We start from the raw sequence: 18,973 nt of genomic DNA, 5'->3' as shown, positions 1-18,973 counted from the left end.
AGATTAGTTAATGTTGATTCTTATCGTCCTTTAATTTTCTGTATCCTATAATTCCACCCATAAGGATAGCAAGACTTATAAATCCATCTATAGGTGCAGCTGGTGCAATTGCAGTTTCATCATCTACATCATCCATAAAACCTGGAAGTTGAGCTTGAACTGTCGTAGGAAATAAACTTAGACCTACTATGGCGAAAGCGATTAAAAAAGATTTTCTATTTTTCATAAATTGTAAATTTTACTTTCTAATAATAATCTCTAACAAATTTAAAAGCAATACTTTAAATCAAATAAGCTTCTCTTAATTATTCGATTAAGGTGTATGTTTTTCGGCTAAATGACCATTGCTTAAGACGTGAAATGAAAAAACCCTAAGGCTAGTATTTTTCTAAGCTTAGGGTTTTGGTAATAATGGTTTTTTATATGAGTTGTAGGAACTATGTTTAAGTAGGTGAAAACACTTTGAATATAGCAGATTTCGATTATTGAATAATTAATTTCTGACTAAGTTTTTTCTCACTTTTAGAATCAATTACTTCTAATATATAAATCCCTGTGCTTAATTGAAGGTTTGATAATCTTACCTTTCTATTTGAGTCTATTGTTTTTTGGTTAGCATAAACAGCTTGTCCGGCGATATTGTAAATAATGAATTCTAAATCACTAGAGAAATTTGTTGGGATTTCTATGTTTATTAAACCTTCAGTAATCGGATTAGGATATACTTGTAGTTTCTTCAATTCCAGTTGTTGGCTTGTTAAATTATTGGTCACAAATTTCAATTCAAATCGCTCAGAATTGATACTTTCATCTATTTCTGTATCAACATTAAACTGATGAATAAAAGTACTAGAAGTTATTTTAGTTTCACTTAGTAAATAATGATCTACGAGATAAATATCATAGGATGGTAATTGATTGGTTTGTATTTTTAAAGTGTATTGAGTAGAAACGTGTCCTGCTAAATATAATGGAATACTCTCTTGATCTAATGGGAAATCACGACGGTTAATAGCTAAATAATCACTACCAGCTTTGCTTGCAAAAGTTTCATCTAGATTGAAAAATTTAGGTGCATCTTCTGCGCTAGCATTATTTTGATAGTTGCTATCAAATTTTATTTTTAATCCGTCTGATGCCGTTTCTTGGTTTATATATGCTTGGGTTGGAAATAAAGTCAATTCCATAGAAGGTAAAGCAGCTTGAGGTCTAAATACAGTGGTTTGATTTGCATTTACATTTTTAAAGCTTTCTTCTATGTTTAATTGAGGGGGTGTATTCGCTAATCCTGTTAATAAGAATGCTGCTTGTCCTGGTTGTAGAAATTGATTAGCATCTGATCCTGCTGTAGCAGAATTATCATCCATATCTATCGTAACATATGCTCCACGTCCGTTAGCTCCACCAATAGTTGGGTCCCAAATGTAATAGTCTGATTGAAAATTGGTGGTGTTAATATTGTTTTTTAATACTAAACTCATATCAATAGCCGCGGGATAAGGATTTCCGAAGAAATTAGCACTCCCAGACACATTGTTAAAATTGTTCATCGTAACTGTACCACTGGTAATGTTCCCTTGAGCACGTAAAATAGTATTCGATGGAAGGCTAAGGTTAGAAGTAATATCGGTCGAACGATTTCCTCTTACCATAAGACGATAAGGCACTCCTGCTATTAAAGAGGTGTTATCGGTGTTAGGCATTTTCTCCCATTTAGAAGTAATATTATTGAAAATATACATGCTTGGATTACCTGAAGGTGTATAGTCAAAACCATTAGTCCCATCAGCAGCACCATTTACTCCGGTAATGTGAGTTCCGTATCCAGGGTTAGGGTTATGAGTATAGTTAAGGGGGTCTTCTTGCCAATCCTCTCGAATCGTATTTGTGCTAGTTACAGTAGAAGTTAGAAAGCGAAAAGCTCTAGTGGCAGGAATACATTGTTCTGTTATAACCTCCCCTGTAATACTCCCATTGCTAAGATCGTCAATTTGTGCTACTCTTTGAGTAAGGTCATCAAATCTGCAGGCTAATGTTAATTGATCATTAGTTTCTAGGATACCATTTTCAACTAAAAGTATAGTATTAATTCTTAACATTTCATCGGTGGCTAAGTTAATTACAAGATCGCTTCCTTGATCAATAGTCAGATTTTCTGTTTCAAAAGAATTTCCGTTTATGGTTTGTTGTGTTGCTCCAGCAAACTCTAGGTTAGTTGCTCCAGCGGGAATATTTCCATAGTTATTTAAATCTCCTGTAAGGCTAAGCGTGTTATTAGAAGTTAGGTCTACTTGAGCTCCTTCCTTAATAGTTAGCTCATGGATAGAAGCTGTTAAAGGAAGGCTAGGGTAGTTGGGAACATTAGCGGGAACTAAAATATCTGAGGTTCCGTTCGCACTAGGCAATCCGCTACACCAGTTTCCTGATAGTACAGGATTAGTGTCTACCGAACCTGTCCACACAAATTCATTAGGGTCATTATCGGGACCGAATAAATAATTGAAGGCTAAGGCTCCAATAGATGCTCCAGAAAACTCTCTTATGCTAAATTCAATTTGAGAGTTTGTGCCTAAAAACCCTTCCCATACATTAGGTGTAGCCACGTTGCTGTCCCAATCATTGAGTTGATAAACATCTACACCGTCAATCGTTAATACAACGTCATCGTCATGTCTCGGAATATCAAGTTGATAGTATCCGCAAGGAAAGCCTTCTCGTCTATAAATATAAGAGTGATTTTCGTTTTGAACAGATGTTCCAACATAACCAGGAGCATTCGAAGGATTGCTGGATGTTCCCCATAAGGTAGAAGTGTTAAAATCTAAACCAGTATGTGTGTAAGTACCAGCATATTCTTGAAAATTATTTCCGTCAAAAACAGCTACAACCCACTCATTATTTCCGAAAGTTTCTGGATCTGGAACTGTGGTATCTTCAACGATTTGAAGTCTTCCATATGAATTTCCAGCATTTTCAGCCCATACAAATTCAATTTCTGTTGTGTTGTCTAGCGTTCCAGACCAAACTCCGTAATGCGTGTCACAACAACTATTATGACTCCAAACCTCTGTTCCGTCGATAATTAATTTAGCAGAATCATCATGTCCACTTTCTCCATTTTGTCCTGCTAGGTTGATAACATAATTTCCAGTAGGAAATCCCTTTCGTTTGTACGAAACTAAATGGTTATTGTCGGTTACGCTACAGCCTTCATAACTAGTGTTCGTAGGATTTTTAGGATTAGAATTGGTTGCCCAATAGGTATCTGAATCTATATTTAGGTTATTAATTCCATATCCAGAATCGATATAATAGCCTCTGTAATTAGAATAATCAAAATTAGTTGCATTGTAAGTATTGAACTGGTAGACATAAGCTGTCCATTGATCTTGTACAAAGCTACCTGGTGAAGGATCTGTATTAGCATCTGCACATTGAGCAGAAGACGTTATAGAATAAAATGTGCTTAATAAGACTAAAAGAAGTTTGAGAATGTAATGTTTTAGCATAACTTAAATCGTTGATGTATAGCACAAATTTATAGCGCTAGAACTTCTTGCTAAATGCTTATTTAGTATTTTCGATTAAACGTAAGATTCTTAGGATTATAGTAAAAAAAAAGGTGCTATTTAAATAGCACCTTTTTTTCATTATTTTTTTAATCGTTTGACTCCTAAAGCAGCACCCGCAGCTAAGCCTGTATAAATAAGTAAATCTATTGGGGCTGCTGGTGTCTCATCATCTACGTCATCCATAAATCCTATTATTTGTTGAGCAGATGCTACATTAGTAAAAGATAAAAAGACGAATAACGGTGTTATGTATATAAGTTGTTTATAGCGCTTCATATAATCTTTTTTAAGGGTTAATAACTTTAGTAGTGTGTTGAACGCCATTCTCATTATTGGTAATCGTTAAATAGTAAATACCAGAAGGAAGAGCTAAATTACTAAGTGAAATTTTGCTTTTCCCTGTAGTGTTTACAGTTTTGCTTAGGACTTTTTGCCCCATTACATTTAACATATCCAAGTTAAGTTTGTTACTGCTGTAAGCTTGTGGTAATTCAATATGCAGTGTATTGTTTGATATTGGATTAGGGTAAATGTAAAAGTCTGCCGTTTGTTGAGCATCAGTATTTAAATTAGCTTCTCCAAATCTCAATGTAAATCTTGTACCTGATATACTTGCAGGAATAGAAGCATCTACTTGATAAGCAATAGCGTTGTTTCCTGTTCCTAGTAAAGTAGAAGTTTGAAGGTAGGCATCATCTAAATATAGCTTATGTTCAAAAGCTTCATTTAAATTAATACTTAACACGTAGTCATCATAACGGTATTGATTAATAAATAAAGGTAGTTCTTCATTTTCAGTAGGTAACTCTCTTTTTTCAATGGCTAGGTAGTTTTGATTGTCTAATCGTGCTATGTTTTCATCTAAATTACCCATTTTAGGAGTATCACTATAATTAACAGCGTTATCAAACTGAGGCGCGAAACTAATTCTTAAACCGTCTGATGGACTTTGTTGGTTAGTAAATGCTTCTTGAGTATAAAGATTGATCGCAATACTATTATAATTTAATGAAGCGGGTCTGAAAACATCGGTAGCAGTTGCTTCAACATTTTTATCACTTTCTCTAAATACCAATTGTGGAGCTACAGATTCATTACTTGTAATAAAGAATGCAGCTTGCATAGGTTGTAAGAAACGATTTGCTTCAGAAGTTCCTGATGCTCCTTGTAAAACAGAACTTGATAAATCATCTAAATCTATAGCGACAAAAGCACCTCTTCCTCCAGGTTGACCAACCGTTGGACTTCCTCCTAAGTTAGGGTCATAAATATAATAACTTCTAGTAGTGTTAAGTGTTAGTGGGTTGTTAAAGACTTTTCTCATATCTACAGCAGCGGCATAAGGATTTCCAAAGAAATTATAGGCTCCTTCACTAGCATTAAAATTGGTTAAGGTTACTGTGCCTGTTTGGATATCCCCCGTAGCTCTTATTTTTGTATCTTCTGGGGTAGCTGAGTTATTTAAAATATTAATACTTCTATCTCCTCTAACAAATAAACGATAAGGGTTACCTGCGTTTAAGGGTACCAAGGTGCTTGGGATAGCAGTCCAGCTAGCGTTAGTATTATCAAATGTGAATAAAGATGAATTTCCACTTGTGTTATAGTCAAAACCGTTCGTCCCGTCAGCAGTAGTATTTGGGTTAGGTCCAAGTCCGGTTATATGGGTTCCATATCCAGGGTTAGGGTTGTCTAGGTAGCCAGAGGCACCTTCTTGCCAATTGGCTCTTATTGAATTAGACGTGGTAACAGGTGAAGATACAAGTCTAAACGCTCTTCGTGCTGGGAAACATTGTTCGATGGTCATTTCACCAGATATAGAACCTTCAACACGATCAACTTGAGCAGCTCCTAACTGAGCGAAATCGCATACTAATGTAAGGTTGTCGTTTGTATTAAAATTCCCTTGTTTTATTTTTAATACTTCTGATATAGATAGTGTGGTATTAAGGGCAACTCCAGCCGAGTTTTCAATAGTTAGTTGAGCTAGATTTCCATTGAGAAGTCCGCTATCTATTGATTGTGCAGAACCTCCAGAAAAATATAAATTGGATCCTGGTGTGCTACCGTCTAGAAAACTATTTCCTCCAATTTGAGTTACTAATCCTTCGATAGCAAATAAAAATCCGTTAAGATTAATCGAAGCTCCTGGACTCATTGTTAAATTCTTAACTCCAGCATCTATATTTAAAATAGGGTAGTTAGGGATAGGGTCTGGTGCATTGTGTTGAGGAATAAATACATTAACATTAGCATTAGGTACGCCATTATCCCAGTTACTTGGATTGCTCCAGTCACTACTTATAGCTCCTGTCCAAGTGGTATCTCCACAAGAGGGTTTTTGAACAATATTGTCTGTAATGGCCGGTTCTAAACTAGAGCTTTCAAATATAATTTTGTGATCTCCTCCAATTTCAAATTCTAAATTATCAAAGATTACTTTTCCTGTTGCATCCGTTAATTTTTTGGTCGTCCCTAAAAGTTCACCAGGACCTGAATATATTGACGCAGTAATAGGGAAACCAGCTTGTGGAATAAAGGCTCCATTAAAATCTTGAACTTCTACTTGAAAATTAGAATTCATCGTTCCGTCACATTCAGAATCTGTAGGTTGAGCTAAGATAGCAAGCTTACTCGCTACACCGATAGATTGTTCATTGTAAGCAATAAATGCGGGGTCAGATGTTCCTCCTGCAGTATAAATAAGAGCGACTACTTGAGAAGAATTTGTAGTTGTAATACCAAATTGAGATAATTCAATCGGTAAAAAACGTAAATTTCTTTGGGTTTTTACATAACCACCTCCTCCAGAAGTACTGTTAAAGTTATAAAAATCTACTAACCAGCTTCCAACTATTGGGCTGGTAGAGCTGCTGCTCATATTGATACTAACTGGGTTTCCTACTGTGGCTCCCGAGCCATCAATAAATTTTAAATTATCATTGTTACTACCGCTAGGGTTAGCTATATTAGAAACCACGATGTCTGGAATACCGTCACTAATATCGGCTGAGGTAATTTTATTGCTACTTAAATCAAAGCGAACCTCTTGTCCAGTTGGTGTATTAGCGATACCTGTTCCTAAATCAAGCCCTTTATCTCCATCGGTTAGGAAGTAAGCTAGATCTGCGTCAGAAGTGATAGGGTTAAAAGGGTTGCTAGGGTCGTTGTCCATTGCGTTATCTAATCCGTCGTAAAGTTGACCTAATCCCACAAAATAAGATCCTCCAGTGGCACTAGAAGGTAATCCTGAAAGTGGAAGTCCTCTAAAATTATCTGCGGTAAATCCAGTTACACCGTTTGCAGTTAAAGCAGCATCATTTACCCCTGTTGAGTAAGTTGTTCCGTTAAACTTAAATCCTAATAAGAGATGTGAATTATCTGGTTTGGTATTGTTAATGCTCCCAGAATTGGATTCCCAGAAACCTTGGTAGTCCGTATAGATTCCTGTAATTTGACTGTAAGAATAGCTAGAGATAAATAAAATTAAACTCAGCGCAAAGTAAACTTTTTTCATTCAAATAAAATTGGTTAGAACTCTTTTTTAAGTAATTAGCGCTAAATGTATAAGTTCTTAAACCTTAAAAACTATCTTTTCAAGGTTTTTCGTTTAAAGGGTTAATTGATTAGTTGAACTGTAGAGAGGGTTGCATTTTTTTTAGAATACGTTAAAAAAAAACCCCATCGTGGTGATGAGGTTTTATATATAAAAAGTTGTAATTACTAGTCTTTTAAGAGACCTCTAGAAATTACAATTTTTTGAATTTCTGAAGTTCCTTCGTAGATCTGAGTAATTTTTGCATCTCGCATTAAGCGCTCTACATGGTATTCTTTTACATAACCATTACCACCGTGTACTTGTACGGCTTCCACAGTCGTGTCCATAGCAACTTGAGAAGCGTAAAGTTTGGCCATAGCGCCACTCATATCATAATTATTTCCTTGATCTTTGTCCCAAGCAGCTTTCATCACCAAGTGTCTTGCTGCGGAAATTTGGGTGTGCATATCAGCTAATTTAAAGGCGATAGCTTGATGGTTACAAATTTCTGTTCCAAAAGCTTTTCTAATTTTAGAATAATCTCTGGCTAATTCGTAAGCTCCACTTGCTATTCCTAAGGCTTGTGCGGCGATCCCAATTCTACCTCCTGAAAGGGTTTTCATAGCGAATTTAAAGCCAAAACCATCTTCTCCTATACGGTTCTCTTTTGGTACTTTAACATCGTTAAAGTTAAGGGTGTGGGTGTCGCTTCCGCGGATTCCTAATTTTTGTTCTTTAGGACCTACTTCAAAACCTTCCATTCCTTTTTCAACGATAAAGGCATTGATTCCTTTGTGCTTTTTCTCTCTATCGGTTTGGGCAATGACTAAATAATAATCTGCGCTATTACCATTGGTGATCCAGTTTTTTGTTCCGTTAAGGATATAGTGATCACCTTTATCTATCGCTGTAGTTCTTTGCGATGTAGCATCACTACCTGCCTCTGGTTCGCTTAAACAAAAAGCTCCAATAGATTCTCCTGTAGCTAACTTGGTAAGGTACTTTTTCTTTTGCTCTTCATTACCGTAAGTTTCAAGTCCCCAGCAAACCAATGAGTTGTTGACAGAAACTATAACAGAGCAAGAAGCATCTATTTTAGAAATTTCTTCCATGGCTAAGACATAAGAGACTGTGTCCATCCCGCCACCGCCATACTTTGGCGATACCATCATTCCTAAGAAACCTAACTCCCCCATCTTTTTTACTTGCTCGGTAGGGAACTCCTGTTTCTCATCTCTTTCAATTACTCCAGGAAGTAACTCATTTTTAGCAAAATCTCTTGCAGCATCTCTTATCATTAAATGCTCTTCTGTTAACTTAAAATCCATTGGATGTTGATTTAAATTTAATAAAACGTGGCAAATATACTTCTTCGAGTTTAAAAATTCAATCAAATACCTTTAATTTTACGGATATGGAAAACTTAACTTATCGGGTAGTAGGTGTCATGTCGGGTACCTCTTTAGACGGAATTGACCTAGCGCTTATAGATTTTGTAAAATCTAAAGAAGGCTGGGGTTTTAATATCATCTTGGCAGAAACCTTAGCTTACTCTAAGGAATGGAAAGATAGATTAGCTCAAGCCTCACGGTTGTCTAAAGAAGAAATAACTCATCTAGATGTTGCTTATACCGATGAGCTGGCTGCGGTTATTTCCTCATTTTTAAGCCGGCATAGCATTTTTGTAAGCAGTTTAGAAGCTGTTTGTTCTCATGGCCATACAGTCTTGCATCAACCTGAGGCGGGAATCACTATTCAAATAGGGAATTTACCCGTATTAGCTCAAAAAATAGGAATGCGAGTGGTGTGTGATTTTAGGGTAGAAGATGTAGCATTGGGCGGACAAGGAGCGCCGTTAGTTCCTATAGGAGATCAAATGCTCTTTACGGAATTTGATTATTGCTTAAACTTAGGTGGTTTTGCAAATATTTCATTGGAAGAAAATGGAAGTCGCTTAGCTTATGATATTTGTGCTGTAAATACAGTACTTAATGTGTTATCTCAAAAGATGGGTGTAGATTATGATGAAGATGGAAGAATAGCTGCTTCGGGAGAAATAGATCAAGACTTATTGAGAAAATTGAATGAACTCAGTTTTTATCAAAAATCACCGCCTAAATCGTTGGGAGTAGAGTGGGTGGTAAAAGATATAATGCCTTTGTTGGAAGAAACTCATATTCCTGCACCTCATAAAATAGCCACTTTCACCTATCATGTAGCTCAGCAAATAGCCAATAATTTAGCAAAGGACTCCTCTAAAAAAGTATTGGTTACTGGGGGAGGAGCATATAATAAAACACTTATTGAATTTTTAAAATCGATGAGTGTCGTAGAAGTGATCATCCCTTCTAAAGAAATTGTAGAGTTTAAAGAAGCTTTAATCTTTGGTTTTTTAGGAGTGCTAAAACTGGAAAAGGAAGTAAATGTCCTTAAATCGGTTACTGGAGCTTCAAAAAACCATTCATCAGGCAAGGTGTTTCTTCCTTAAATTTCTAAGCGTTAAAGTCTTCTTAACATTTTGGTTTGTTTATATTTGCGAAGCAAAAAATTAACCTACTTATGAAAGAACTACTTAAACTCTACGAAAATAAACAACCAGAAATAGTTTTTAACTGGAAAGACTCTGAAACTGAGGCAGAAGGTTGGACGGTAATTAATTCACTACGAGGCGGAGCAGCTGGAGGGGGAACCCGTATGCGTGAAGGTTTAGATATGAACGAAGTATTGTCATTAGCCAAAACCATGGAAGTGAAATTTACCGTATCTGGACCGACAATTGGTGGTGCAAAATCGGGAATCAATTTTAATCCGCATGATCCTAGAAAAAAAGGTGTTTTAGAAAGATGGTATAAAGCCGTTTCTCCTTTACTGAAGAGTTATTACGGAACGGGAGGAGATTTAAATGTAGATGAAATTCATGAAGTAATTCCTATCACAGAAAGCTGTGGAGTATGGCATCCTCAAGAAGGTGTTTTTTCAGGACATTTTCAACCTACTGAAGCCGACAAGATTAATAGAATCGGACAATTACGTCAGGGTGTAATCAAAGTATTAGAAAATACCGATTTCTCACCAGATGTATCAAGAAAATACACCGTTGCCGATATGATTACAGGATACGGAGTAGCGGAAGGTGTAAGACATTATTATGAGATCTACGGTGGTGAAGTAAAAGGAAAGCGTGCAGTGGTGCAAGGATTTGGAAATGTGGGATCTGCGGCAGCTTATTACTTAGCTCAAATGGGAGCAAAAGTAGTTGGGATTATCGATAGAGACGGCGGATTGATTAATGAAGAAGGTTTCTCTTTTGAAGAAATTAAGCAACTTTTCTTAAATAAAGATGGGAATACTCTAGTCTCAGATCAAATGATTCCGTTTACGGAAATCAATGAAAAAATTTGGAATTTAGATACAGAGATTTTTGCGCCTTGTGCAGCATCTCGATTAATTACCAAAGAGCAAATTTCATCTATGATAGAGAGTGGATTAGAAGTGATTTCTTGTGGTGCGAATGTGCCCTTTGCTGATAAGGAAATTTTCTTTGGGAATATTATGGAATACACTGATGAGCGTGTAAGTTTAATTCCAGACTTTATTTCTAACTGTGGTATGGCAAGAGTTTTTGCTTACTTTATGGAGAGAAAAGTGCAAATGACCGATGAGGCTATCTTTAATGATACTTCTATGACGATCAAAAATGCTATTCAAAATACATTCGATCATAATAGCGATAAAACGAATATTAGTAAAACAGCTTTTGAAATAGCTTTAAAACAATTGGTGTAAGCCTTGGGCTTATCGTTTCAATCTTATCGTCATGTTAAAAAATTTCTTGGGGAGTAGCCCTGTATGGTTTAAGTATACCATAGTTTTCTTTCTCATTTTTAATGTTTTTTCGCTTTACATTTTAGGGCCAACCCTTACTGCTTGGTTTTTTATAGCAGAGTTTATTTTTACACTCGCTATGGCTTTAAAATGTTACCCTCTGCAATCGGGTGGTTTATTAGCGATAGAAATATTGGTACTTAGGTTAACTTCCCCAGAAGCTGCAAAAGTAGAAGTGATTCAAAATTTTGAAGTCATCTTTTTACTGATGTTTATGGTGGCTGGGATCTATTTTATGAAGCCTTTACTCATGTATATTTTTAGTAAGGTATTTATAAAAGTGAAATCAAAAGTGATTTTGTCGCTCTTGTTTTTAACCTTATCTGCAGTTCTATCTGCATTTTTAGATGCTTTGACTGTCACGGCTGTTCTTATAAGTGTTGCGGTTGGATTTTATGGGATTTACCATAAAATCCAATCTGCCGACACCGACTATAATGCGAGCGGTATATTAGACCGTAAAGAGTTGAGTGGAGAAACCCTTGAAGAATTTAGGGCCTTTTTAAGAAGCCTTATTATGCATGGGGTAGTAGGTACTGCTTTAGGAGGAGTTTGTACATTAGTGGGAGAACCACAAAATTTATTGATTGGAGAAAAGATGGGCTGGGACTTTGTTGCCTTTTTTGTTCATATGGCACCTATTACTCTTCCTGTTCTAGTGGCTGGAATGTTCACCACTATATTTTTAGAAACTACAAAGACTTTTGGTTTTGGAAGAAAACTACCGCGGCCTGCAAGAACTATTATAGAAAATTATACCTTAGAAAAGGATAGGAATCGTACCCCTTCGCAAAAATACGGACTAATCATCCAAGCGATTTCAGCGGTGTTTCTCATTTTCGGACTTGCATTTCATATCGCACCTGTCGGTTTTATAGGTTTGGGACTTATCGTTATTCAAACCGCTTTTATGGGTATAGTTGAAGAACATAGCTTAGGAAAAGCCTTTGAAGAAGCCTTACCGTTTACAGGCTTAATTGTAGTCTTTTTTGTAATTGTAGCTATGATTCATGATCAACATTTATTTCACCCCATTATTAATTGGGCGTTATCATTAGAACCTGATCATCAGCCAGTAGTATTTTATGTAGCAAATGGTGTTTTATCGATGATAAGTGATAATGTGTTTGTGGCGACGGTATATATAGGAGAGGTAAAAAACGCTTTTGATGCAGGTCAAATTTCTGCAGATCAATTTCGTCGTTTAGCAATAGCGATCAATACCGGTACTAACTTGCCAAGTGTAGCTACACCCAATGGTCAGGCTGCATTTTTATTTTTGTTAACTAGCTCTTTAGCACCGCTTATTAATTTGAGCTACGGTAAAATGGTAAAAATGGCATTACCTTATACTATTGTGTTGAGTATTATTGGTTATTTAGGTGTGTTATTTTTTCTGTAAAAGAAAATTATAACTTAGCTTTAACTATTAATATAATTTATAATCCTTTTTTTCGTTACTAATTTAGATACTTAATAAAAAACTTATGTTGGCGATTACTTTACAAGAAACTGCAGAAGCTGCTGCTCAAAATGGAGAGACTGTCGTAGAGGAAAAGACACTTTCTTTTATGGATTTACTTTTTAGTGGAGGCTTAGGGGGTACGATTATTATTTCTATTCTTTTTGTTCTTTTTGTTGCTGCAATTTATATTTATTTCGAACGTCTTTTTGCGGTAAAAGCAGCATCAAAAACAGATGCTAATTTCATGCATCAAATTAAAGATAATGTGGCAACAGGCAATATTGAAGGTGCAAAAATACGTTGTGCTCAAGAAAATTCCCCTGTAGCTAGACTTACGGCTAAAGGAATATCACGTATTGGTAGTCCGTTAGAGGATATCAATACCGCTATAGAGAATGCAGGAAGGTTAGAAGTGTATAAATTAGAGAAAAACGTAAGTGTTTTGGCTACCATTGCTGGTGCTGCACCTATGATAGGATTCTTAGGAACTGTAATTGGTATGGTTTTAGCTTTCCACGAATTGGCTACCAGCAGCGGTCAAGCCGAAATGGGGTCGTTAGCAGAAGGGATTTATACCGCTATGACAACTACAGTTGCCGGACTAATTGTAGGAATCGTTGCTTATATTGGGTATAACCACTTAGTAGTGAAAACCGATAAAGTAGTGCATCAAATGGAAGCTACTGCAGTCGATTTTCTAGATTTACTAAACGAACCAGCATAATATGAACTTAAGAGGAAGAAACAAAGTGAGTCCTGAGTTTAGCATGTCTTCTATGACAGATATCGTTTTTCTCTTGCTTATCTTTTTTATGTTAACATCTCCGGTAATTACACCAGAGGCTTTAGATCTTATTCTTCCCAAAGCAAAAGGGAAGACAAGTAATGTGCAAAGTTTAGCGGTAAGCATTAATAAAGACTTAGAAATTTTTATTAATTCAGATCAGGTATCTAGTGATCAATTGGAGCTAGAGTTGCAAAAAAGATTATCGGGAGAAGAAGATCCTACCATTATTTTACGCGCAGAAGAAAGTGTGCCTATTCAGAATGCAGTAAGCGTGATGGATATTGCTAAAAGAAATAAATATAAAGTAGTTTTAGCTGTAAAGCCATAAATATGAGTTTACTAGAAACCAAATACGAGAAGAAGTCTGCTATCATTACTACGGTAATATCAGTGGGTCTTATTTTATTGTTATTGTTTTTTGGTTTCACTTATTTAGATCCGCCACCAGAAAATGGGATTGCGATCAATTTTGGAACGAGTAGTGTTGGTTCAGGTGATGTTCAACCTACAGAGCCTATAAAATCGGCACCCCAGCAAAATACAACACCACCTAACGAGCCTCAAGAAGAAATGAGTACTCCGTCAGAGGAAGAAGTGGCTACGCAAGATACCGAAGAAGCTCCTGTAATCGAAAAAGAAAAAGAGCCAAAAAAAGATAAATCTCAAAAGGAAAAGAAAGTTCAAGACCCAGTAAAAGAGGTAAAACCTCAAAAGGAAAAAGAACCAGAGAAAGCACCAGATCCTCAACCCGAAAAGTCAACTTCAGATGCTTTAAATAGTATTCTTAACGGTCCGGAAAAGGATGGAAAAGCCAATGGAGGTGAAGGGAATGATAATCAGGCTGGAGATAAAGGAGATCCCAATGGAGATCCTAATGCAAATTCATACTACGGACAAGGAAAAGGTCTGGACGGGGATGGAAATTACCGTCTAGGAGGTAGAAAACCTTTAAATAAAGAAAAATTTCAACAAGACTGCAATGAGTCTGGTGTAGTAGTAGTAAAAATAGAAGTGAACCAACAAGGAAAAGTGATTAACGCCGTTGCTGGTTCTCGGGGAACAACCAATACTGCACCCTGTCTTATGGAGCCTGCAAAACGTGCAGCTTTGGCGACTAAGTTTAATAGTGATGCCAACGCCCCTGTAAAGCAAACGGGTTATATCGAATACGAGTTTAAACTTTCTGAGTAACAATTTTATGACTTACCAAGAAACCTTAACTTGGATGTTTGGGCAGCTACCTATGTACCAACGCCAAGGAAAATCAGCCTTTAAAAAAGACCTTACTAATATTCTCGCTTTCGCGGAAGTTTTACAGCAACCCCAAAATAATTTTAAAAACATTCATGTAGGAGGGACCAATGGGAAAGGTTCTACAAGTCATATGCTCGCTTCAGTTTTACAAGAAGCAGGTTATAAGGTGGGTTTATATACTTCTCCGCATCTTAAAGATTTTACCGAACGAATTAAGATTAATGGCAAAGAGATTCGTAAAGAATTTGTTGTAGATTTTATAGCGACACACCGAGAGTTTTTAGAGCAACAACACCTTTCTTTTTTTGAAATGACTGTAGGGATGGCTTTTGATTATTTTAGTCAAGAAAATGTAGATATTGCTATTATAGAAGTAGGCCTTGGCGGCAGATTAGATAGTACTAATATTATAAACCCCGAACTTTCCATCATTACGAACATAGGAATGGATCATACCCAGTTTCTAGGAAATACAATTAGTCAAATTGCTACTGAAAAAGCTGGAATCATTAAAAAAGAGATTCCTGTAGTTATTGGAGAAACTTCAGCAGAATCAAAAGATGTTTTCATTCAAAAAGCAAACGAAGTGAAAGCACCAATCGTATTAGCTGAAGATGAAGAGAAAGTAAATCTAGAATCTGATTTAAGAGGAGATTATCAAGAAAATAATAAGCAAACCGTAGCTGTAGCAGTCCGTCAACTAAGAGATCAAGGTTGGAATTTATCTACCGAAAACCTTCAAGATGGGTTGGCTAATGTGGTTAAGAATACAGGATTAAGAGGTAGGTGGGAGTTATTGCAAGATCAACCTAAGGTCATTGCAGATACAGCACATAACAAGGAAGGTTTAGAAATAGTCCTGCGTCAGTTAAAAAAATTACAACCTAAAAAGCTTCACATGGTTTTAGGCTTTGTAAATGATAAAGATTTAGATCAACTTCTTCCTATGTTTCCAACAGACGCTATCTATTATTTTTGCCAGCCAAATGTGATAAGGAGAATGGATGTAAAAGTATTGGCAAGCAAAGCTGCGCTTTTTGGCCTAGAAGGAAAAATGTACACTTCTGTTACAGAGGCATTAAATGATGCTAAAGCAGATGCTGGTTCAGAAGAAGTTATTTATGTAGGAGGAAGTACATTTACAGTAGCAGAAATAATTTAAAAGTTTTATTTTTTTTCTTGTGATATCTCTAAAATGTATTATATTTGCACTCGCATTATATGCGGGCGCTTAGCTCAGTTGGTTCAGAGCACTTGGTTTACACCCAAGGGGTCGGGGGTTCGAATCCCTCAGCGCCCACTAAACCTGGAGTTTGCTTCAGGTTTTTTTAATCTACTATAATGCACGGGCGCGTAGCTCAGTTGGTTCAGAGCACTTGGTTTACACCCAAGGGGTCAGGGGTTCGAATCCCTTCGCGCCCACACAATAAAAAAGGCTTCCTAAATTAGGAAGCCTTTTTTATGTCCATAGCTCTAAGAGTCTTTCTAGTTGCATTCCACGGGATCCTTTTATGAGGATAGTATTGTTTTCTAGTGATTGTTTAGATAGGTATAATTTCATATCGCTAAATTCTTTAAAGGAAATAACTTTATCAGTGTGAGTTTTGTAGAAGTTTTTACCACAAACTATGGCTAAATGGAAATCTAGATTTTCTAAAAGATTTACAATATGTTGATGTTCTTCATCTGAAGTTTGGCCGACTTCAAACATATCGCCTAAAATAATCGTTTTTTGTTTTGAGGGTAGGTCATTCAAGTTTTCTATAGATAACGCCATACTAGTAGGATTGGCATTATACGCATCTAAAATGATAGTGTTATGGTCGGTTTCAATAACTTGTGATCTATTGTTGCTTGAAACGTAATTCTCTATCGCTTCTTTAATCGAGTTAAACTCTACCTTAAAATATAGTCCGATTGCTGTAGCTGCAGCCATATTAGCGCTATTGTATTTACCAGTGAGCTGAGAGCAGATAATTTTATTATCGTGCGAAATGGAAGCTGTATGGTTGTGAGAATGGTTGCTAATGGTGTAATTGGCTTCTTTCATTTCTCCAAAGCTAATGGTGTTTTGGTAGAAATTACATTTCTCTACTTGAATTTTATCTTCGGTATTAATGAATATTGTTCCTTCATTAGAAATTAGATAATTGTATAGTTCACTTTTCCCTTTAATTACACCTTCAATTCCTCCAAAACCTTCTAAATGAGCTTTCCCAAAATTAGTGATATAGCCAAAATTTGGTTTAGCAATTTTACATAAATCTCTTATTTCTCCTTGGTGATTTGCACCAATTTCTACAATTCCTATTTCTGTTTCTTTGGTCATCGAGAGTAGGGTGAGGGGTACGCCTATATGGTTATTTAGGTTTCCTTTAGTGGCAACTACCCGATATTTTTTTTGAAGAACTGCTGTGGTGAGTTCTTTTGTGGTTGTCTTTCCGTTACTACCTGTTATGGCAATAATTTTTAGTTTGAGGTAGTTACGATGATAATGTGCTAGAGCTTGTAATGCTTCAAGGCAATTATTTACCAAGATGGTATTTTCGCTTTCAAAATCTTTGTCATCTATAATTGCTTTAGTCGCACCTTTATCAAGAGCTTGTTTTGCAAATTTGTTTCCGTTGAATTGACTTCCGCTTAAAGCGAAAAATAAATTGTTCGTGTTTAGAGAGCGAGTATCAGTAGAAACTCCTGTGCTGTCTAGAAATAGTTGATGTAGTTTAGAAATATCCATAGAATGAAAGGTAAAAAAAAGCCCTTTCGTGAGGAAAGGGCTTTTTGTGATATGTGTAAATAATATAATTAGTCTCTAGCTCTTTTCCCTTTTTGAGATTTAGAACCTACTCTAGACATTGCATTTCTAAACCCGATATAATCTGTAGCCATATCTTGTGGGAAATATCTTCTTTGTGCAGGATCTAACCAATAAGCTCGATCTCTCCAAGAACCTCCTTTATAAACTCTAACTTCATTATCAATTAAGGTAGTTCTGTTAGCGTCTGTATCATATTGTCTATCCAATCCAGTAGCGTTACCAGTACTGTCTTTTTGTACATTTACTTTATGTTGAGGAGAGTTGTACATTCTAGTTTTATCACTTTCAGAGTAATCTCTACTTGAGCTAACATCACCATCTCTAAAGTCTCTATTGTCACTTTTTGAGAATTGAGTTCTTAAGTAAGTATCTTCAGAGGTTACTGGTTCTTGTGCGATTTCTCCAGGTAGAGCTCTTGCAATAATACTACCATTGCTTAATGTGTCAAAAATAATGCTGTCTGATTGTACAATTTTCACCGTACCATCTTTATTGATCGCATTTTTAGTATAAACGTTACCTCTATAGTAGTTAAAGTCATTAAACTCATCATCTACAATTGGTCGGTAAACATCGGCAACCCACTCGGCAACATTACCTGCCATATCGTAGATTCCAAAATCGTTTGGAGAGTAAGATTTGATTTCAGCAGTAATATCTGCTCCATCATCAGACCATCCAGCGATTCCACCGTAATCTCCATCACCTTGCTTAAAGTTAGCTAGCTGATCTCCTCTTTTTCTTCGACCACCATCTCTAGTGTATTGTCCATCCCAAGGATATTTTTTTCTACCTCTATATTTGTTGTACTCTCTTACTGAAGACATTCCTAAGGCTGCGTATTCCCACTCTGCCTCGGTTGGTAGTCTGTAAGCTGGTAATAATACACCATCTTTACGTTGTACATAGTTGTGAGTAGAATCTTGATCTACAACCTCTACAAGTCTTGCTGAAGCTCTTCCTCCTTTAGTTAAAGAATCGTTACCTCCATAAACTTTAGACGGAGCGTTGATGTACGTTTCTGAGTTGAATGTTGAGGCTGGGTCAGCTTTAAACCTTGCTCCTTTTGCTGTGTAACCTTTCTCCTCCAAAACCATTTCATTGACACGGTCTGTTCTCCATTTACTAAATTCTGTAGCTTGAATCCAGTTAACACCTACAACAGGATAGTTTTGATAGGCTGGGTGACGAAGGTAATTATTGGTCATAGTTTCATTATAACCTAATCTATTTCTCCATACTAAAGTATCTGGTAAAGCACCGTAATAAATATTTCTATATTTTTCTTCGGTTGGGTCGAAAGTGTACTTTAACCAATCTAAATATTGAAGATACATACGGTTAGTCACCTCTGTTTCGTCCATATAAAAAGACTGTACGTGCTGTTGAGTTGGCGTGTTGTTCCAATCATGCATTACATCATCTTGAACTTTACCCATTGTAAAAGTTCCTCCTTCTACGAATACTAAACCAGGTCCGGTTTCTTGCTCGTCGTAGTCGGTTTTGTATTTTAAATTACCATCTTTTCCATCGAGCCTCCATCCGGTTGCACGGGAATTGTCTTTGTAATCTTCAGAGTTGTTACATGCCGTAAAAGAAGCAGTTATAGCAATTAAAAAGATTGATTTAAAAACAGTTTTTAATCTCATATCAC

The 18,973-nt window shown here is 36.3% G+C and carries 14 protein-coding genes and 2 tRNA genes; 9 read left to right on the top strand and 7 right to left on the bottom strand.

Annotated features, from left to right (window positions below):
- Nucleotides 1-7 precede the first annotated feature (7 nt).
- The 5 genes from FT986_RS08685 to FT986_RS08665 form a co-directional block, all read right to left on the bottom strand.
- Nucleotides 8-226: a hypothetical protein gene (locus FT986_RS08685; protein ID WP_147864666.1), complete on the bottom strand. Its 219-nt coding sequence runs from the start codon at nucleotides 224-226 to the stop codon at nucleotides 8-10.
- Nucleotides 227-482: 256 nt separating this feature from the next.
- Nucleotides 483-3,509, bottom strand: coding sequence for a T9SS type A sorting domain-containing protein (locus FT986_RS08680; RefSeq protein WP_147864667.1), 3,027 nt, complete (start codon nucleotides 3,507-3,509; stop codon nucleotides 483-485).
- A 141-nt stretch (nucleotides 3,510-3,650) separates the two neighbouring features.
- On the bottom strand, nucleotides 3,651-3,848 hold the full coding sequence (locus FT986_RS08675; RefSeq protein ID WP_147864668.1) for a hypothetical protein: 198 nt from the start codon (nucleotides 3,846-3,848) through the stop codon (nucleotides 3,651-3,653).
- A 10-nt stretch (nucleotides 3,849-3,858) separates the two neighbouring features.
- On the bottom strand, nucleotides 3,859-7,089 hold the full coding sequence (locus FT986_RS08670) for a T9SS type A sorting domain-containing protein (protein ID WP_147864669.1): 3,231 nt from the start codon (nucleotides 7,087-7,089) through the stop codon (nucleotides 3,859-3,861).
- Nucleotides 7,090-7,295: 206 nt separating this feature from the next.
- Nucleotides 7,296-8,438 carry an acyl-CoA dehydrogenase gene (locus FT986_RS08665; RefSeq protein WP_147864670.1) on the bottom strand — a complete coding sequence of 381 codons (1,143 nt, stop codon included), beginning with the start codon at nucleotides 8,436-8,438 and terminating at the stop codon, nucleotides 7,296-7,298.
- 86 nt (nucleotides 8,439-8,524) lie between these two features.
- On the opposite strand from FT986_RS08665, the gene FT986_RS08660 reads away from it, so the two are divergent.
- The 9 genes from FT986_RS08660 (at nucleotide 8,525) to FT986_RS08620 (ending at nucleotide 15,923) form a co-directional block, all read left to right on the top strand.
- Nucleotides 8,525-9,598, top strand: a complete 1,074-nt coding sequence (locus FT986_RS08660) for an anhydro-N-acetylmuramic acid kinase (RefSeq protein WP_147864671.1) — start codon at nucleotides 8,525-8,527, stop codon at nucleotides 9,596-9,598.
- A 71-nt stretch (nucleotides 9,599-9,669) separates the two neighbouring features.
- The gene (locus tag FT986_RS08655; RefSeq protein ID WP_111539422.1) at nucleotides 9,670-10,896 is read left to right on the top strand and encodes a Glu/Leu/Phe/Val dehydrogenase dimerization domain-containing protein; all 1,227 of its coding nucleotides are present in this window, start codon (nucleotides 9,670-9,672) and stop codon (nucleotides 10,894-10,896) included.
- Nucleotides 10,897-10,927: 31 nt separating this feature from the next.
- Nucleotides 10,928-12,397: a sodium/proton antiporter NhaB gene (gene nhaB, locus FT986_RS08650; RefSeq protein ID WP_147864672.1), complete on the top strand. Its 1,470-nt coding sequence runs from the start codon at nucleotides 10,928-10,930 to the stop codon at nucleotides 12,395-12,397.
- An 85-nt stretch (nucleotides 12,398-12,482) separates the two neighbouring features.
- Nucleotides 12,483-13,184, top strand: a complete 702-nt coding sequence (locus FT986_RS08645) for a MotA/TolQ/ExbB proton channel family protein (protein WP_111539420.1) — start codon at nucleotides 12,483-12,485, stop codon at nucleotides 13,182-13,184.
- 1 nt (nucleotide 13,185) lies between these two features.
- Complete coding sequence (locus FT986_RS08640; protein ID WP_111539419.1) at nucleotides 13,186-13,575, top strand: biopolymer transporter ExbD; 390 nt, start codon at nucleotides 13,186-13,188, stop codon at nucleotides 13,573-13,575.
- 2 nt (nucleotides 13,576-13,577) lie between these two features.
- Nucleotides 13,578-14,438: an energy transducer TonB gene (locus tag FT986_RS08635; protein ID WP_147864673.1), complete on the top strand. Its 861-nt coding sequence runs from the start codon at nucleotides 13,578-13,580 to the stop codon at nucleotides 14,436-14,438.
- Between the two features lie 7 nt (nucleotides 14,439-14,445).
- Nucleotides 14,446-15,663 carry a folylpolyglutamate synthase/dihydrofolate synthase family protein gene (locus tag FT986_RS08630; protein WP_147864674.1) on the top strand — a complete coding sequence of 406 codons (1,218 nt, stop codon included), beginning with the start codon at nucleotides 14,446-14,448 and terminating at the stop codon, nucleotides 15,661-15,663.
- A 63-nt stretch (nucleotides 15,664-15,726) separates the two neighbouring features.
- A tRNA-Val gene (locus FT986_RS08625) sits at nucleotides 15,727-15,801 on the top strand.
- Between the two features lie 47 nt (nucleotides 15,802-15,848).
- Nucleotides 15,849-15,923: transfer RNA gene (locus FT986_RS08620), tRNA-Val, on the top strand.
- Nucleotides 15,924-15,960: 37 nt separating this feature from the next.
- Here the strand turns inward: FT986_RS08620 and murF are convergent.
- Entirely contained in the window at nucleotides 15,961-17,238 is a 1,278-nt protein-coding gene (gene murF, locus FT986_RS08615; RefSeq protein WP_147864675.1) for a UDP-N-acetylmuramoyl-tripeptide--D-alanyl-D-alanine ligase, read from the bottom strand.
- A gap of 68 nt (nucleotides 17,239-17,306) precedes the next feature.
- A complete protein-coding gene (gene gldJ / locus FT986_RS08610; protein WP_147864676.1) occupies nucleotides 17,307-18,968 on the bottom strand; it encodes a gliding motility lipoprotein GldJ in 1,662 nt (553 codons plus the stop codon).
- Between the last annotated feature and the right edge of the window lie 5 nt (nucleotides 18,969-18,973).

The organism is Mesonia sp. K4-1 (genome assembly GCF_008017825.1).
Taxonomy (GTDB): Bacteria; Bacteroidota; Bacteroidia; order Flavobacteriales; family Flavobacteriaceae; genus Mesonia.
Note: the sequence above shows the minus strand (reverse complement) of the source record. Positions and strands in the feature narration are given on the sequence as shown.

Coding starts and splice junctions, on each gene's coding strand:
- FT986_RS08685 (WP_147864666.1), bottom strand. CDS start 226: ATGAAAAATAGAAAATCTTTTTTAATCGCTTTCGCCATAGTAGGTCTA.
- FT986_RS08680 (WP_147864667.1), bottom strand. CDS start 3,509: ATGCTAAAACATTACATTCTCAAACTTCTTTTAGTCTTATTAAGCACA.
- FT986_RS08675 (WP_147864668.1), bottom strand. CDS start 3,848: ATGAAGCGCTATAAACAACTTATATACATAACACCGTTATTCGTCTTT.
- FT986_RS08670 (WP_147864669.1), bottom strand. CDS start 7,089: ATGAAAAAAGTTTACTTTGCGCTGAGTTTAATTTTATTTATCTCTAGC.
- FT986_RS08665 (WP_147864670.1), bottom strand. CDS start 8,438: ATGGATTTTAAGTTAACAGAAGAGCATTTAATGATAAGAGATGCTGCA.
- FT986_RS08660 (WP_147864671.1), top strand. CDS start 8,525: ATGGAAAACTTAACTTATCGGGTAGTAGGTGTCATGTCGGGTACCTCT.
- FT986_RS08655 (WP_111539422.1), top strand. CDS start 9,670: ATGAAAGAACTACTTAAACTCTACGAAAATAAACAACCAGAAATAGTT.
- nhaB (WP_147864672.1), top strand. CDS start 10,928: ATGTTAAAAAATTTCTTGGGGAGTAGCCCTGTATGGTTTAAGTATACC.
- FT986_RS08645 (WP_111539420.1), top strand. CDS start 12,483: ATGTTGGCGATTACTTTACAAGAAACTGCAGAAGCTGCTGCTCAAAAT.
- FT986_RS08640 (WP_111539419.1), top strand. CDS start 13,186: ATGAACTTAAGAGGAAGAAACAAAGTGAGTCCTGAGTTTAGCATGTCT.
- FT986_RS08635 (WP_147864673.1), top strand. CDS start 13,578: ATGAGTTTACTAGAAACCAAATACGAGAAGAAGTCTGCTATCATTACT.
- FT986_RS08630 (WP_147864674.1), top strand. CDS start 14,446: ATGACTTACCAAGAAACCTTAACTTGGATGTTTGGGCAGCTACCTATG.
- murF (WP_147864675.1), bottom strand. CDS start 17,238: ATGGATATTTCTAAACTACATCAACTATTTCTAGACAGCACAGGAGTT.
- gldJ (WP_147864676.1), bottom strand. CDS start 18,968: ATGAGATTAAAAACTGTTTTTAAATCAATCTTTTTAATTGCTATAACT.